The sequence below is a fragment of the Serratia sp. A07 genome (assembly GCF_058725505.1).
This window is the reverse complement of record NZ_JBZXDO010000005.1, coordinates 80,186-96,510: the sequence shown is the minus strand read 5'-3', so window position 1 is coordinate 96,510 and position 16,325 is coordinate 80,186. Positions and strand designations below refer to the sequence as shown.

The 16,325-nt window shown below is 61.5% G+C and carries 11 protein-coding genes; 7 read left to right on the top strand and 4 right to left on the bottom strand.

The features are described 5' to 3' along the window. Positions 1-42: 42 nt before the first annotated feature. From AC4PR2_RS07490 to dolP, 4 genes are read left to right on the top strand one after another with little or no spacing between them, the layout of a single operon-like run. Positions 43-2,082 (top strand): penicillin-binding protein activator, encoded by a 2,040-nt coding sequence (locus tag AC4PR2_RS07490; RefSeq protein WP_492174967.1) that lies wholly within the window; start codon positions 43-45, stop codon positions 2,080-2,082. Continuing rightward, entirely contained in the window at positions 2,079-2,432 is a 354-nt protein-coding gene (locus AC4PR2_RS07485; RefSeq protein WP_094300729.1) for a YraN family protein, read from the top strand. The genes AC4PR2_RS07490 and AC4PR2_RS07485 overlap by 4 nt, the downstream gene beginning before the upstream one ends. Before the next feature lie 51 nt (positions 2,433-2,483). Then, entirely contained in the window at positions 2,484-3,074 is a 591-nt protein-coding gene (diaA, locus tag AC4PR2_RS07480; RefSeq protein WP_004937103.1) for a DnaA initiator-associating protein DiaA, read from the top strand. A gap of 9 nt (positions 3,075-3,083) precedes the next feature. Further along, positions 3,084-3,659 (top strand): division/outer membrane stress-associated lipid-binding lipoprotein, encoded by a 576-nt coding sequence (gene dolP, locus AC4PR2_RS07475; protein ID WP_004937101.1) that lies wholly within the window; start codon positions 3,084-3,086, stop codon positions 3,657-3,659. A 40-nt stretch (positions 3,660-3,699) separates the two neighbouring features. On the opposite strand, the gene mtgA is transcribed toward dolP, so the two are convergent. The 3 genes from mtgA to arcB form a co-directional block, all read right to left on the bottom strand. Beyond that, positions 3,700-4,431, bottom strand: coding sequence for a monofunctional biosynthetic peptidoglycan transglycosylase (gene mtgA / locus AC4PR2_RS07470; RefSeq protein WP_049198512.1), 732 nt, complete (start codon positions 4,429-4,431; stop codon positions 3,700-3,702). Continuing rightward, positions 4,428-5,081 (bottom strand): isoprenoid biosynthesis glyoxalase ElbB, encoded by a 654-nt coding sequence (gene elbB, locus AC4PR2_RS07465; RefSeq protein WP_492174966.1) that lies wholly within the window; start codon positions 5,079-5,081, stop codon positions 4,428-4,430. The genes mtgA and elbB overlap by 4 nt, the downstream gene beginning before the upstream one ends. A 237-nt stretch (positions 5,082-5,318) precedes the next feature. Then, a complete protein-coding gene (gene arcB / locus AC4PR2_RS07460; RefSeq protein ID WP_147840361.1) occupies positions 5,319-7,658 on the bottom strand; it encodes an aerobic respiration two-component sensor histidine kinase ArcB in 2,340 nt (779 codons plus the stop codon). Between the two features lie 411 nt (positions 7,659-8,069). Between arcB and AC4PR2_RS07455 the strand changes: the two genes are divergently transcribed. Next, positions 8,070-8,777, top strand: a complete 708-nt coding sequence (locus AC4PR2_RS07455) for an acid phosphatase (protein WP_330113088.1) — start codon at positions 8,070-8,072, stop codon at positions 8,775-8,777. Here the strand turns inward: AC4PR2_RS07455 and mnmL are convergent. Further along, on the bottom strand, positions 8,772-9,704 hold the full coding sequence (gene mnmL, locus AC4PR2_RS07450; protein ID WP_342169579.1) for a tRNA modification radical SAM protein MnmL/YtqA: 933 nt from the start codon (positions 9,702-9,704) through the stop codon (positions 8,772-8,774). The two genes, AC4PR2_RS07455 and mnmL, sit on opposite strands and share 6 nt — an antisense overlap. A gap of 692 nt (positions 9,705-10,396) precedes the next feature. Between mnmL and gltB the strand changes: the two genes are divergently transcribed. Continuing rightward, complete coding sequence (gltB, locus tag AC4PR2_RS07445; protein WP_084827504.1) at positions 10,397-14,857, top strand: glutamate synthase large subunit; 4,461 nt, start codon at positions 10,397-10,399, stop codon at positions 14,855-14,857. Positions 14,858-14,871: 14 nt separating this feature from the next. Further along, positions 14,872-16,290: a glutamate synthase small subunit gene (locus tag AC4PR2_RS07440; protein ID WP_346420601.1), complete on the top strand. Its 1,419-nt coding sequence runs from the start codon at positions 14,872-14,874 to the stop codon at positions 16,288-16,290. Positions 16,291-16,325: the final 35 nt, after the last annotated feature.

The window sequence follows — 16,325 nt, the reverse complement described above, 5'->3', positions numbered from 1 at the left end:
TTTAATATTGAGCATCTTGAAAAAAACATCACTGGATACAGTATGCTTTCCTCAACATTCGTTCGTACCAAAGCAGGGCGTTCCAAGCCTGTCCGACTTACCGCAGTCATCGCGGCCGCCCTTTTCCTGGCAGGCTGTCCAAGTCGGGCCCCGCAAACGCCGCCCGCCAATATACAGGACGAAGCGAGCGCCAGCTCCGATTACTACCTGCAGCAGTTGCAGCAAAGCAGCGATGATAACAAGGCTGACTGGCAATTACTTGCTATTCGCGCCTTGCTGCGTGAAGGAAAACTGCCGCAGGCCGGCGACCAGTTGAATCAACTGCCGAAAAACCTCAGCGGTGCGCAGCAGACTGAACGCCAGTTGCTGACCGCCGAACTGCAGATCGCCAACAAGAGCTACGTCAGCGCCCGCAGCACGCTGGGCCATCTGGACAGCGGTTCGCTGTCGCCGAATCAGAAGGTGCGCTACTACCAGGCGCAGATTGCCGCCAATCAGGGCAAAGCGTCGCTGCCCTTGATCCGCGCCTATATCGCTCAGGAGCCGTTGCTGACCGGCAAACCGCACCAGGACAACCTGGATCAGACCTGGCAGGCGCTGCTGCAGCTAACGCCGCAGGAGATGAACAGCCTGGTGATCAACGCCGACGAGAACGTGCTGCAAGGCTGGCTGGATCTGCTGCGCGTCTATCAGGACAACAAGCAGGATCCCGATCTGCTGAAGGCCGGCATCAAAGACTGGCAGAACCGTTATCCGAAGAACCCGGCGGCCAAAACGCTGCCCGCTCGCCTGAACCAGGTGCTGAACTTCACCCAGGCCTCCACCTCGAAAATCGCCCTGCTGCTGCCGTTGAACGGCCAGGCGAAAGTGTTCGCCGACGCCATCCAGCAAGGCTTCGAAGCGGCGAAAAACGGCGGTTCCATGCCGGCACCGCAGCCTCAAGCCGCGCAACCGGCTAGCGCACCGGCCCAAACGGCGCCGACCGATCAGGCCGCCACGGGTGACATCAACGCCAACGGCGCGGTCAGCCCTTCGGCGCAAGAGAGCCAGCCTGCCGTGACCGCCGCGCAACCGGCGGCGCCGTCCAGTGCGCCGATAACGCCGCTGCAGGCCGCTAACGCACAGGTCAAAGTGTACGATACCACCAGCCAGCCGTTGGCCGCCTTGCTGAGCCAGGCGCAGCAGGATGGCGCCACCCTGGTGGTCGGGCCGCTGCTGAAAGAGAACGTCGATCAGTTGTCCGCCAGCACCACCACGCTGAACGTGCTGGCGCTCAACCAGCCGGAAACGCCGAAGGACAATCTGAACATCTGTTACTTCGCCCTGTCGCCGGAAGATGAAGCGCGCGACGCCGCCCGCCACATCTGGGAACAGCAGAAGCGTCAACCGCTGCTGCTGGTGCCGCGCGGCGCCTTCGGCGATCGCGTCGCCAAGGCCTTTAACCAGGAATGGCAGAAGCAAGGCGGGCAAACCGTGCTGCGTCAGGACATCGGCTCTGCCGGCGAACTGCGCCAGATGGTCAACAGCGGCGGCATCCGCATGACCGGCACGCCGATATCGAGCGCCCCGGCGCCGCAGAGCGTGACCATCGCCGGATTGACCATTCCTGCGCCGCCGAGCGACGTGCCCGCCGCGACCGGCAGCAGCGTCGACGCGGTGTATATCGTCGCCACCCAGTCTCAGCTGACGCTGATCAAACCGATGATCGACATGGCCACCAGCTCGCGCGGCAAGCCGGCGATGTACGCCAGCTCGCGCAGCTATCAGGCCGGTGCCGGCCCGGACTTCCGCCTGGAAATGGAAGGCCTGCAGTTCAGCGACATCCCGCTGCTGGCCGGTTCAAACCCTCAGCTGTTGCAGCAGGCCAGCGCGCGCTTCCGCAACGACTACTCGCTGGTGCGCCTGTATGCGATGGGGATGGATGCCTGGACATTGGCCAACCACTTTGCTGAAATGCGCCAGCTGCCGGGCTTCCAGGTTTCCGGCACCACCGGTACGCTGAGCGCGTCGCCGAACTGCGTGATCAACCGCAAACTGCCTTGGCTGCAATACCGTCAGGGTACGGTCGTTCCGGTCTCTTGAACCCACGCGCCTCAGGGGCGGGCTATGAGTTACTGGCCCGCCGTCACCTGGAACACGCCGGGCTCACCTTCTGCGCCGCCAACGTCGCGGTGCGCGGCGGTGAGCTCGACCTCATCATGCGCGACGGCGCCACCTGGGTGTTCGTCGAAGTGCGCTACCGCCGCAACGACGCCTTCGGCGGCGCGGCCGCCAGCGTCACCTTTCGCAAACAACAGCGGTTGCTGCATGCCGCCGCCGTCTGGCTGGCGGGGCGCGGAGCCAGTTTTGACACATCATCTTGCCGTTTTGATGTTTTGGCCATTACCGGTAGCCAGTTAGAATGGATACCCAACGCCTTCAATGCGGATTAATCGGGGTTTTGCGGCGCAGACCGGCCCTTTGACTTAGTGGATTAATACAACGTGCTGGATAGAATTAAAGTCTGTTTTACCGAAAGCATCCAAACCCAGATCGCGGCGGCGGAAGCATTGCCGGACGCCATTTCCCGCGCTGCGATGACGCTGGTTCAATCCTTACTCAACGGCAACAAAATCCTGTGCTGCGGCAACGGCACCTCGGCGGCCAACGCGCAGCACTTCGCCGCCAGCATGATCAACCGTTTTGAAACCGAGCGCCCCAGCCTGCCGGCCATCGCCCTCAACGCCGACAACGTGGTGCTGACGGCGATCAGCAACGATCGGCTGCACGACGAAGTGTACGCCAAGCAGGTGCGCGCGCTCGGGCACACCGGCGACGTGCTGCTGGCGATTTCCACCCGCGGCAACAGCCGTGATATTGTGAAAGCGGTCGAGGCGGCCGTCACGCGCGATATGACCATCGTCGCGCTCACCGGCTACGACGGCGGCGAGCTGGCCGGGCTGCTCGGCCAGCAGGATGTCGAGATCCGCATCCCGTCGCACCGCAGCTCGCGCATTCAGGAAATGCATATGCTGACCGTAAACTGCCTGTGCGATCTGATAGACAATACGTTATTCCCCCACCAGGACGATTAAGGAACTGAGATGAAGCTAAAAGCCACATTTGCAGTGCTGTCCAGCGCCCTGCTGTTGCAAGGCTGTATCGCCGGCGTCGTCGTCGGCAGTGCGGCCGTCGCGACCAAAACCGCCACCGACCCGCGCAGCGTCGGGACCCAGGTGGATGACGGCACGCTGGAAGCCAGGGTCGAAAGCGCTCTGAGCAAAGACCAGCAGTTGAAGAAAGACGCCCGGGTGGTCGCCACCGCCTATCAGGGCAAAGTGCTGTTGACCGGCCAGTCGCCTAACGCCGATCTCACCGCGCGCGCCAAGCAGATCGCCATGGGCGTGGAAGGCACGACCGAAGTGTATAACGAAATCCGTCAGGGCACGCCGGTCAGCCTGAGCACCGCGTCCTCCGACACCTGGATCACCACCAAGGTGCGTTCGCAGCTGCTCACCAGCGATACGGTGAAATCATCCAACGTGAAGGTCACCACCGAAAACGGCGAAGTGTTCTTGCTGGGCCTGGTCACCCAACAGGAAGGGCAGTCGGCGGCGCAGATCGCCAGCCAGGTGAGCGGCGTGAAGCACGTCACCACCGCCTTTACCTATGTGAAGTAATCCGTTCTGGCGGGAGCGGCACCGTGCTGCTCCCGCCCGTTTAATCCAGCTTGTTCTCGCTTAAAAACGCTTCCCCGCCCAGCTGCCGCATCTGGCGCATGATCCACTGCTGTCGCTGTATCACATAGCCGGAAGGCGCATCGGCCCTGAAGCGATGCGGATTCGGCAATACCGCCGCCAACAGCGCCGCTTCCGCCGCGCTTAGCCGTTTGGCCGGCTTATGGAAAAAGCGTTGTGAAGCCTCTTCAACGCCAAACACCCCGTCGCCGAACTCGACGATGTTCAGATACACCGTCAGAATGCGCCGCTTGGTCCACACCAGCTCGATGCCCGACGTCAATCCGGCCTCCAGCCCTTTGCGTAGCCAGCTGCGGCCATCCCACAGAAACAGGTTCTTGGCGGTTTGCTGCGACAGCGTGGACGCGCCGCGGATGCGCGTCGGGCGCTTCTCGTTGTGGCTGAGCGCCTTTTCAATGGCCGCCACGTCGAAGCCCCAATGGTCTGGAAACTTCTGATCCTCCGCCGCCATCACCGCCAGCGCCATCTGCGGCGAGATGTCGTCCATCGACACCCAATCCGAATGGGCGACGTAGCCAAAGTCGCCGCTCAGCCAGGCGCTGACTTGCCGCTCCACCATCACGGCGGAAAACGGCACCGGCAGGAAGGCAAAGGCCACAATGCCCAACACCCACAGGCCGAGAATCGCGATGACCCCGCGCTTCAGCCAATACCACGGGCGCAGTCGCCGCCATCCGCCGAGCGATTTTCTCATTCAGCCATTTCCAGTACCCGCGCCACCAGCTTATCGATACCGAGGGCCGCCTGCGCGATCGACGGCGCCAGCATATAGGCCGGCGTGGTCACGACTTTGTGTTCGCTGTCCACCACGATATCGTCTACCGGACAAATCACCGGCTCGCCGCCCATGGCGTCAATCACTTCTCCCAGGTCCGGATCGTTGCCAATGGTCAGCCGCGCTTGTTGATCCAGCAGTTTCGGCAACAGCGCCGGCGCGATGCACATCAGGCCAATTGGTTTGCCGGCCTTATGCATCACGCGCGTCAGACGCGCCAAATCCTCATCGACCCAACATTCCGCGCCGGCTTCGGCGAAATTGCTGAGGTTCTTGGCGGCGCCGAAGCCGCCGGGCACGATCAGCGCATCCAGCTGCGCGGCCTCCGCCAGCGCCAGCGGCTGCACCGCGCCGCGGGCAATGCGCGCCGACTCAATCAGAACATTGCGCGACTCCGCCATCTCCTCACCTGATAAGTGATTAATAACATGGCATTGTGGTTTATCGGGCGCAAAGCACACCGCCTGCGCGCCGGCACGGTCCAACGCCAGCAGCGTCAGCACCGCTTCATGGATCTCCGTACCGTCATAAACACCGCTGCCGCTGAGGACGACACCCACCTTTTTCATCACTCTTACTCCTGTCGCTGCTGTCAACTGGTTCGTGCTCGGAGTTGACAAACACTAATCTACATCACACATTTTAATGAATCTTCTAACAAGAGCGCTTACATTTGCTATGTTGTTGGCTGTATGATGTTTAGGAATTCGCTACAACCTGCTCGACCAGAACACTGAAACCAATACGCAGGTTCACAATTTCCCTGGTGTTGGCGCAATATTCGCGCACCCCGGCTTAGGTCGGGGTCATTTTTTTTCAGCGTTCTCAACCCAAGCCCGCAGTACCTGCACGTCGTTGCGCCACTCTTGTTTCAACTCATCCACCCAATCCTGCACGTTATCCCACCAGGCCGGCAGCGTCGGCGTTTGAATCTGTTGCGCCAGCTGCTGCAGGTGACGCAGACCGACCGAACCGGCGGCGCCTTTGATCTTGTGCCCTTCTTCGGTGATGCCTTTCTGATCGCGCGCCGTCATGTTGGAGTCCAGCACCGCCAGGTAGCCCGGCATCATCTGTTCGAACATCTCCAGGCTTTGGTGGATCAGCTGCGGGCCAACCAGGTCCATGTACTGCTCCAGCATCGCGGTATCGAGTAACGACTCATTAATCTGCATCGCCTTGTGCTCCGTTTTCTTTGAAGTGTGAGAAGGTTGATGATCCCAATAGTGTTTGATGACCTGGGTCAACGCCGGCACCGACAGCGGCTTGCTCAGCACATCGTCCATGCCCGCCTCGAGGTACTCTTTTTTGTCTTTCAGCACGTTAGCGGTCAGGGCCACCAGCGGCGGCAGCGCCTGCCCGGCGTAGCGTTCGCGCAGCACCCGGGCGATATCCAGCCCGGTCATGTCCGGCAGCTGGATGTCCAGCAGCACCAGATCGAACTCGTCCGGATCGAACATCGCCAGCGCGTCGTGGCCGTTCATCGCCACCTCGACGCTGTTGCCCAGTTTCTCCAGCACCGAGCGCGCCACGATCACGTTCAGCTCGATATCCTCCACCAGCAGGATGTGCAGCGCCGGCAACGGCAGTCCCTCTTCCTCCGGCGCCGCGCTGGCGGCTTCCTGCACCGCCGGCGCCTGGATGGTCAGAGTGAAGCAAGAACCGTGCCCCTGTTCGCTGCGCACGGTGATGTCGCCGCCCATGCTCTGCGCCAGTCGCTTGGAGACCGCCAGCCCGATGCCGGTGCCGGTGGCCGGGCGGCCGCCGCGCTGATCTTTCACCTGGTAATACATGGCGAAGATCTTGTCCTGCTCGTCCTGCGGGATGCCCATGCCCGAGTCTTCCACCTCGAACACCAGCTTCTCCTGCGCCTCGCGCCGCACGCGCACCACGATTTGCCCCTGCTGGGTGAATTTCACCGCGTTGCCGATCAGGTTCCACAAAATCTGCCGCAGGCGCGTACCGTCGGTCACGATCTGCTGCGGCAGCGGCGTCTGCGGCTCCATGATGAACTGCAGCCCTTTCGGCTGCGCCAACAGGCCGGAGAGGTTCTCCAGATCCGCCAGGAAGCCGGTGAAGTCCACCGGCTGGTTGTCGAGCTGCACCTTGCGCCGCTCGAGCTTATCCATTTCGATAATGTCGTTGAAGATATTGCCGAGGGTGATGGCGCTGACGTGAATGGTCTTCAGGTATTTCAGCTGCTCGTCGTTCAGCTCGGTATCGAGCAGGATACGGCTCAGGCCAACGATGCCGTTAAGCGGCGTACGCAGCTCGTGGCTGATCGTGGAGATAAAGGTGGTCTTCTCCCTGCTGGCGTTCTCCAGCGCGTCCTGGTAGCGCTTACGCTCGGTAATATCGCGGCCGAAGCCCATCAGCCCGTGGCGTTTGCCCACCCGGTCATAAAACGGGACCTTGCGCAGCTCGAAACAGGCCTTGCGGCCATCGGGATACACCAGCCACTGTTCGTAGGTCAGCGAGACGTTGTGGCGGAACACCTTCTCGTCGGTCTCAATGACCTTTTCGGCGATCTCCTGGCCGTAGACGTCGAACGGCGTCAGGCCGATCAGCTGCTTCTCGCTCTTGCCGGTCAGCAGCTCCATCGCGCGGTTGCAGCCGGAAAATTCTTTGTCTTCGTTGCGGTAGTAGACCAGATCCGGCGAGGCATCGAGGAAGGAACGCAGCAGCGCCGATTGCTGGCCCAGCTCAATCTGCGCCAGTTCACGCTGTTCCATCTCTTCCGTCAGCTTGTCCATCACCTGCAGGCGCTCTTCTTCCGCCTTGATGCGGTCGGCGATCTCCTGGTTCAGCTGGCTGATATTGTCCTTAAGCTGCTGATTGAGCTCCAGATCGCGGTGGCGCATCTCTTCCAGCTTGTCCACCAGCCGCGCCAGCCGCTGGCGCGACTCCTCCAGCTGCTCCACCACCACCGAGAGGAAGTAGACCGCCCACGGGGTGATCAACAGGCCGAAGAAGATCGAACGCACCACGTCGATGCTTTCCACTTCGCCGCGCAGCAACATGGTCACCGCCATCTGCACCACCATCGCCAGCACCACCAGCGCCGAGGCCAGCAGCAGCGAGAAGCGCACCAACCCCAGTTTCACCATTAAATCGACGTAGTACTGGGCCAACACCCGGATTTGCTTCATAGCGGCTCCCATCAGACACAATCTTTTGAATCATACCGTAAATTTTTCCGCTGTGTCTGAGAGTCAAGTCCTGCTAACGGAAAATAGCGGCGTCTGGCGTGCAACGGGCGGTTCATTGCCGCCGAAACCATGAAAAACCACGTTGATCGTTCCGCTCATACTTAGGGATTAATCAATTGTAACTAAAAGACTTTTTATGTGACACACCCCACACCGCGGCCGCTTGAGAATACCCTTCCGTTAATATATTAATGATGCACCGTGCATGACGCATGCTTTCGCAGACACGGATAGCGAAGCCTTGAGGCTTGAAGTAAGGGAAAGGATGTTATCCCGCGGTTTACTTTCACCTGCAGCCGCGTTGTGGCCAGCCCGGCAGGCTTCCTCATTTCCCTGATGTGAGGATTGACCATGTTAACCATCTATCGCACTACCCTGTTCGTCCTGTCTCTGACCGTTATTTTGCCCCTGAAGGCCACCACTACCGTGACCGGCTATCTGAATGAGGAGCAACAACAAATCGCTACGCTGTTACCGCCGCCGCCTTCAACGGATACGCCGCAGAATCGGGCGGATCTGCAGGCGGTACTGACCATACAGGCTGGCCGTACGGCGGAACAAGTCGCCAAGGCCAAGCAGGATGATCACCTAGAAGACGCCGCCTTCCCCTTCGCTCGCGATATCTTCGGCCCGACGTTCACCGTCGATCGCCATCCGCTCACCGCCGCCCTGTTCCGCCGGGTCTATCAAGACTTTGAACAAAGCCTGATGCCCGCCAAAGCTTTCTATGGTCGCCAGCGCCCCTATGAGGCCGACCGCCGCGTGAAACCGCTGCTGCCGCCGCCGGAAGGCGATTCCTACCCCAGCGGGCACGCGATGGACAGCTACCTGACGGCGATCCTGCTGGCGCAGATGGTGCCGGAAAAACGCAGTGCGCTGTTTGAACGGGCGGCAAGCAATGCCCAAAGCCGGGTGATTGCCGGCGTGCACTATCCGAGCGATCTGGAAGGCGGTAAGCTGGCGGCGACGGCGCTCGCCGCACGGCTGTTGGCGAACCCGCAGCTACAGGCCGATTTGCAGCGCGCCCGCGCGGAGGTACGCACCAACCTGCAGTTATAACGTCGGTGAATAACGCAGGGCGGCATCCAGCGCGCTGCCCTGCCCGCCGTATTGCTGCAGATAAGCGCCCACCGCCTGCATGCCGCTCCAGCGGTTTTCGCACCACAGCGGCGCCAGCAGCGTGGGCCGACGGGCGCTGGCGGACAGGCGGTGATACACCACCTCGCCAGGCGTGTGGCGGATCATCTCCCCGGCGCTGGCGGCATAGTCCTCCAGCGCCAGTTCTGGCAAACGCCCGGCATGCCACGCCCGCGCCAGGGTACTGCCAGTGACGACGTGCAGCGGATGCAGCTTAATGCCATCCACGCCGGTCTCCACCACCCGCTGCAGCGTGAGCAGATGATCGCGCTGGGTTTCTCCCGGCAGCCCGACGATCAGATGGCAGCACACCTTCAGCCCGCGCTGCCGGGCCCGTTGCGCGGTCTGCTGATAGCAGCGGAAATCATGGCCGCGGTTGATGCGTTTGAGCGTTTTATCGTGCGCCGTCTGCAGCCCCAGCTCCAGCCACACTTCATAACCCTCCTCGCGATACCCCGTCAGCAGATCCAATGCGGCGGGCGGCACGCAGTCCGGCCGGGTGCCGACGCACAGGCCGACCATCTCGCTCTGCGCCAATGCCTGCCGATACATCGACGCCAGCAGTTCGACCTCCGCATAGGTGCTGGTATAGGCCTGGAAATAGGCCAGATAGCGCCGCGCCCGGTTGACCCGCGCGGCCTGCTGCGCCAGCTGTTCGGCGATACTTTGCCGCTGCATCGCCTCATCGGCGAACGAAGCGACGTTGCAAAACGTACAGCCGCCGCGCCCCAACGTGCCGTCGCGGTTAGGGCAGCTGAATCCGCCGTGCAGCGTGAGTTTATGGATCTTTTCGCCATAGCGGCGCTGGAGATCTGCGCCAAACATATTGACTAATTGCGGCAACTGCATAATCTTGGTGATTCTCTGTGTTCAAAGCCGCGATGCTAATAAGAAACGGCTTTTCCCGCGATGACAGAGATCAACGCTTTCCCCGCAAGGCGCCACCAGGCATAACTATTCATCATAAACGCAAATAAATTCACTATAATTCTGATGAATTATTCTAATCGTCGCGCAACCGTTAACGGCAATATGACAATGCGGTGAAAAACAGTGACAAACATCAACAAAGAAATATCTTATAGAATAAAATTCTGCTATTAACCCCCGCACTAGCATGGTGCAGAGATTAAGGGGTTGCACTATAGTGAGACAGCTCACACTTCTGTGGGGATCGGCGTTGCCCCACGATAGTGCAAAAACACATTAAAATACTTATTTTTCAAATAAATAAACATCATCAATTCGATAAGAATCTATCTTAAGCCCAAATTTGACCTGCGAATTCTTTCTCGCTAAGTTGGAAGTCCGCTGGAAGCTTTCTGGACGGGCAAACGTCTCGTCATATTTATGCAGTAATTGAAGACTCCCTCTTAAAACAAGTCCTATACCACTTGTGAGACCGTCACGAGAGGCCATTGATGGAGGGCGGAAAAGCAGATTGGCGGGGTTAACTTGCTGATTGGACTTCTGCCTGAAATTGGGAAGCCCCCTCGCAGTAGGTTGTGAGAGTCACGCAGAGCCTGGGGAGGTTCACTGATATGTTGTACGATAAATCCCAAGAGAGGGACAACTGTGGTTTCGGCCTGATCGCCCACATAGAAGGCGAACCTAGCCACAAGGTGGTTCGCACCGCCATTCACGCGCTGGCCCGCATGCAACACCGCGGCGCAATCCTGGCCGACGGCAAGACCGGCGACGGCTGCGGCCTGTTGCTGCAAAAACCCGATCGCTTCTTCCGCATGGTGGCGGAAGAGCGCGGCTGGCGTTTGGCCAAGAACTACGCCGTCGGCATGATGTTCCTCAGCCAGAATGAAGAGGAAGCGCGCCTCAGCCGCCGCATCGTGGAAGAAGAGCTGCAAAACGAAACGCTGTCGATCGTCGGCTGGCGTGAAGTGCCGACCAACCCGGACGTGCTGGGTGAAATCGCCCTCTCCTCCCTGCCGCGCATCGAGCAAATCTTCGTTAACGCCCCGGCCGGCTGGCGCCCACGCGATATGGAACGCCGCCTGTTCGTGGCGCGCCGCCGCATCGAGAAACGCGTGCAGGACAACAGCTTCTACGTCTGCAGCTTCTCCAACCTGGTGACGATCTATAAAGGCCTGTGCATGCCTGCGGATCTGCCGCGCTTCTATCTCGATCTGGCGGACCTGCGCCTGGAGTCGGCCATTTGCCTGTTCCACCAGCGCTTCTCCACCAACACCGTGCCGCGCTGGCCGCTGGCGCAGCCGTTCCGCTACCTGGCGCACAACGGCGAAATCAACACCATCACCGGCAACCGCCAGTGGGCGCGTGCCCGTACCTACAAATTCCAAACGCCGCTGATCCCGGATCTGCAGGCCGCCGCGCCGTTCGTCAACGAAACCGGCTCCGATTCCAGCTCGCTGGACAACATGCTGGAGCTGCTGCTGGCGGGCGGGATGGATCTCATTCGCGCCATGCGTTTGCTGGTGCCGCCGGCCTGGCAGAACAACCCGGACATGGACGGCGATCTGCGCGCCTTCTTCGACTTCAACTCGATGCACATGGAGCCGTGGGACGGCCCGGCCGGCATCGTGATGTCCGACGGCCGCTACGCCGCCTGTAACCTCGATCGCAACGGCCTGCGCCCGGCGCGCTATGTGATCACCAAAGACAAGCTGATCACCTGCGCCTCCGAAGTCGGCATCTGGGATTACCAGCCGGACGAAGTGGTGGAAAAAGGCCGCGTCGGCCCCGGCGAGCTGATGGTGATCGACACCCGCAGCGGCCGCATCCTGCACTCGGCGGAAACCGACAACGATCTGAAAAGCCGTCATCCGTATAAAGAGTGGATGGAGAAAAACGTCAAACGTCTGGTGCCGTTCGAAGATCTGCCGGACGATCAGGTCGGCAGCCGCGAGCTCGACGACGCGCAGCTCGAAACCTACCAGAAACAGTTCGGCTACAGCAGCGAAGAGCTGGATCAGGTGATCCGCGTGCTGGGCGAGATTGGCCAGGAAGCCACCGGCTCGATGGGCGACGATACCCCGTTCGCCGTGCTCTCCAGCCGGCCGCGCATCGTTTACGACTATTTCCGCCAGCAGTTCGCGCAGGTCACCAACCCGCCGATCGATCCGCTGCGCGAAGCGCACGTCATGTCGCTGGCCACCAGCATCGGCCGTGAAATGAACGTGTTCTGCGAAGCCGAAGGCCAGGCGCACCGCCTGAGCTTCAAATCGCCGATCCTGCTGTACTCCGATTTCAAACAGCTCACCACGCTGGAAGGCGAATACTATCGCGCCGAGACCCTCGATCTGACCTTCGATCCGCAGCAGCAGGATCTGGAGCAGACCATTCGCGCCCTGTGCGACGAAGCGGAACGCAAGGTACGCGAAGGTGCGGTGCTGTTGGTGCTGTCCGACCGCGCCATCGCGCCCGGCCGCCTGCCGGTACCGGCTCCGATGGCGGTGGGCGCCGTGCAAACCCGCCTGGTTGAGAAAAGCCTGCGCTGCGACGCCAACCTGATCGTTGAAACCGCCAGCGCCCGCGATCCGCACCACTTCGCCGTGCTGCTCGGCTTCGGCGCGACCGCCATCTACCCGTACCTGGCCTATGAAACCCTGGCCAAGCTGGTGGACAGCCAGGCGATCGACAAGAAATACCGCGACGTGATGCTGAACTACCGCAACGGCATCAACAAAGGCCTGTACAAGATCATGTCCAAAATGGGCATCTCGACCATCGCCTCTTACCGCTGCTCCAAGCTGTTCGAAGCGGTCGGCCTGCACCGCGATCTGGCGGATCTGTGCTTCCAGGGCGTGGTCAGCCGCATCGGCGGCGCCAGCTTCAGCGATTTCCAGCAGGATCTGCAGAACCTTTCCAAGCGCGCCTGGCTGAAACGCAAGCCGCTGGAGCAAGGCGGCCTGCTGAAGTTCGTGCACGGCGGCGAATACCACGCCTACAACCCGGACGTGGTGAACTCGCTGCAAAAAGCGGTGCACAGCGGGGAATACAGTGACTATCAGGCCTACGCCAAGCTGGTGAACGAGCGGCCGGTCGCCATGCTGCGCGATCTGCTGGCCATCACGCCGAAAGGCGAACCGATCCCGGTCGATCAGGTTGAACCGGCGGAGTCGCTGTTCAAACGCTTCGACACCGCGGCGATGTCAATCGGCGCACTGAGCCCGGAAGCGCACGAGTCGCTGGCGATCGCCATGAACGGCCTCGGCGGCTTCTCCAACTCCGGCGAAGGCGGCGAAGATCCGGCGCGCTACCGCACCAACAAGGTGTCGCGCATCAAACAGGTGGCCTCCGGCCGCTTCGGCGTAACGCCGGCCTATCTGGTGAACGCCGACGTGATCCAGATTAAGGTGGCGCAGGGCGCCAAGCCGGGTGAAGGCGGCCAGCTGCCGGGCGACAAAGTCACCCCGTACATCGCCAGACTGCGTTACTCGGTGCCGGGCGTGACCCTGATCTCCCCGCCGCCGCACCACGACATCTACTCGATCGAAGATCTGGCGCAGCTGATCTTCGACCTGAAGCAGGTCAACCCGAAGGCGGTGATTTCGGTGAAACTGGTGTCCGAACCGGGCGTCGGCACCATCGCCACCGGCGTGGCGAAAGCCTATGCCGATCTCATCACCATCGCCGGTTACGACGGCGGCACCGGCGCCAGCCCGCTGTCCTCGGTGAAATACGCCGGCTGTCCGTGGGAGCTGGGCCTGGTGGAAACCCAGCAGGCACTGGTGGCCAACGGCCTGCGCCACAAGATCCGCCTGCAGGTGGACGGCGGCCTGAAAACCGGCGTGGACATCGTCAAGGCGGCGATCCTGGGCGCGGAAAGCTTCGGCTTCGGCACCGGGCCGATGGTGGCGCTGGGCTGTAAATACCTGCGCATCTGCCACCTCAACAACTGCGCGACCGGCGTCGCGACTCAGGACGACAAGCTGCGCCGCGATCACTACCACGGCCTGCCGGAACGCGTGACGAATTACTTCCAGTTTATCGCGCGTGAAACCCGCGAGATCATGGCGCAACTGGGCGTGAGCCAACTGGTGGATCTGATCGGCCGCACCGAGTTCCTGACCGAGCTGGACGGCATCTCTGCCAAGCAGAACAAGCTGGATCTGTCGCCGCTGCTGAAAACCGCCACGCCGCATCCGGGTAAAGCGGTGTACTGCACCGAAAGCAGCAACCCGGCGTTCGACAAGGGCCTGCTGAACAAAGAACTGCTGGCGCAGGCGCAACCGTACATCGAAGCGAAGCAGGGTAAAACCTTCTACTTCGACATTCGCAACACCGACCGCTCCGTGGGCGCCATGCTGTCCGGCGCTATCGCCGACGTGCACGGCGATCAGGGCATGGCGGCCGATCCGATCAAGGCGCACTTCTCCGGCACCGCCGGGCAGAGCTTCGGCGTCTGGAACGCCGGCGGGGTCGAGCTGACCCTGACCGGCGACGCCAACGACTATGTCGGCAAAGGCATGGCCGGCGGCAGCATCGCGGTGCGTCCGCCGATCGGCTCCGCCTTCCGCAGCCATGAAGCCAGCATCGTCGGCAACACCTGCCTGTACGGCGCTACCGGCGGCAAGCTGTTCGCCGCCGGCCGCGCGGGCGAACGCTTCGCGGTGCGCAACTCCGGCGCCATCACCGTGGTGGAAGGCATCGGCGACAACGGCTGCGAATACATGACCGGCGGCATCGTCTGCGTGCTGGGTAAAACCGGCATCAACTTCGGTGCGGGCATGACCGGCGGTTTCGCCTACGTGCTGGACGAAGACGGCGAGTTCCGCAAGCGCGTGAACCCGGAGCTGGTGGAAGTGCTGGATGTCGATCAGCTGGCGATCCATGAGGAGCACCTGCGCGGCCTGATCACCGAACACGTGCAGGCGACCGGCTCTTCCCGCGCGGAAGAGATCCTGGCCAACTGGCCGGAGTGGGCACCGAAGTTCGCCCTGGTCAAACCGAAGTCCAGCGATGTCAAAGCGCTGTTGGGTCACCGTAGCCGTTCCGCAGCCGAGCTGCGGGTGCAGGCGCAGTAAGAGGTAGGTCATTAATGAGCCAGAACGTTTACCAATTTATCGACCTGCAGCGTGTTGATCCGCCAAAGAAACCGCTGAAGATCCGCAAAATCGAGTTCGTCGAGATCTACGAACCGTTTTCGGAAACCCAGGCCAAGGCCCAGGCGGACCGCTGTCTGTCCTGCGGCAACCCGTATTGCGAGTGGAAGTGCCCGGTGCACAACTACATCCCGAACTGGCTGAAGCTGGCCAACGAAGGCCGCATCATGGAAGCGGCGGACCTGGCGCATCAGACCAACAGCCTGCCGGAAGTGTGCGGCCGCGTGTGCCCGCAGGATCGCCTGTGCGAAGGCTCCTGCACCCTGAACGACGAGTTCGGTGCGGTCACCATCGGCAATATCGAACGCTACATCAGCGATAAGGCCATCGAAATGGGCTGGAAGCCGGACATGTCGCACGTGCAGCCGACCGGCAAGCGCGTGGCGATCGTCGGTGCCGGCCCTGCCGGGCTGGCCTGCGCCGACGTATTGACCCGCAACGGCGTCAAGGCGGTGGTATATGACCGTCATCCGGAGATCGGCGGCCTGCTGACCTTCGGCATCCCGGCCTTCAAGCTGGAAAAGGAAGTGATGGTCAAACGCCGCAGCATCTTCAGTGAGATGGGCATCGAGTTCCAGCTGAACACCGAAGTGGGCAAAGACATCAGCATGGAGACCTTGCTGAGCGAGTACGATGCGGTATTCCTCGGCGTCGGCACCTATCAGTCGATGCGCGGTGGCCTGGAGAACGAGGAAGCGCAGGGCGTGTACGATGCGCTGCCGTTCCTGATCGCCAACACCAAGCAGCTGATGGGCTATGAAACCGAGCAGCACGAGCCTTACGTCAGCATGGAAGGCAAGCGCGTGGTGGTGCTGGGCGGCGGCGATACCGCCATGGACTGCGTGCGTACCTCGGTGCGCCAGGGCGCGACGCAGGTCACCTGCGCCTACCGCCGCGACGAAGTCAACATGCCGGGTTCCAAGCGCGAAGTGAAGAACGCCCGGGAAGAAGGGGTAGATTTCCAGTTTAACCTGCAGCCGCTGAGCATCGAGCTGAACAGCGCCGGCCACGTGGCCGGGGTGAAGATGGTACGCACCCAGCTGGGCGCACCGGATGCCAACGGCCGTCAGGCGGCGGAGCAGGTGCCGGGTTCTGAACACGTGATCGACGCCGACGCGGTGGTGATGGCATTCGGCTTCCGCCCACACCGTATGGACTGGCTGGCGGCGCACGACGTGCAGCTCGATAAACAGGGCCGCATCCTGGCGCCGGAAGGCAGCGACAACGCGTTCCAGACCAGCAACCCGAAAATCTTCGCCGGCGGCGACGCGGTGCGCGGTTCCGACCTGGTGGTGACGGCGATCGCCGAAGGCCGCAAGGCGGCAGACGGCATCATGAACTACCTGGAAGTGTAAACCTTCCGTACCGCCAGAGGCCCGGCACATTGTCG

Coding starts and splice junctions, on each gene's coding strand:
- AC4PR2_RS07490 (WP_492174967.1), top strand. CDS start 43: ATGCTTTCCTCAACATTCGTTCGTACCAAAGCAGGGCGTTCCAAGCCT.
- dolP (WP_004937101.1), top strand. CDS start 3,084: ATGAAGCTAAAAGCCACATTTGCAGTGCTGTCCAGCGCCCTGCTGTTG.
- mtgA (WP_049198512.1), bottom strand. CDS start 4,431: ATGAGAAAATCGCTCGGCGGATGGCGGCGACTGCGCCCGTGGTATTGG.
- elbB (WP_492174966.1), bottom strand. CDS start 5,081: ATGAAAAAGGTGGGTGTCGTCCTCAGCGGCAGCGGTGTTTATGACGGT.
- arcB (WP_147840361.1), bottom strand. CDS start 7,658: ATGAAGCAAATCCGGGTGTTGGCCCAGTACTACGTCGATTTAATGGTG.
- AC4PR2_RS07455 (WP_330113088.1), top strand. CDS start 8,070: ATGTTAACCATCTATCGCACTACCCTGTTCGTCCTGTCTCTGACCGTT.
- mnmL (WP_342169579.1), bottom strand. CDS start 9,704: ATGCAGTTGCCGCAATTAGTCAATATGTTTGGCGCAGATCTCCAGCGC.
- gltB (WP_084827504.1), top strand. CDS start 10,397: ATGTTGTACGATAAATCCCAAGAGAGGGACAACTGTGGTTTCGGCCTG.
- AC4PR2_RS07440 (WP_346420601.1), top strand. CDS start 14,872: ATGAGCCAGAACGTTTACCAATTTATCGACCTGCAGCGTGTTGATCCG.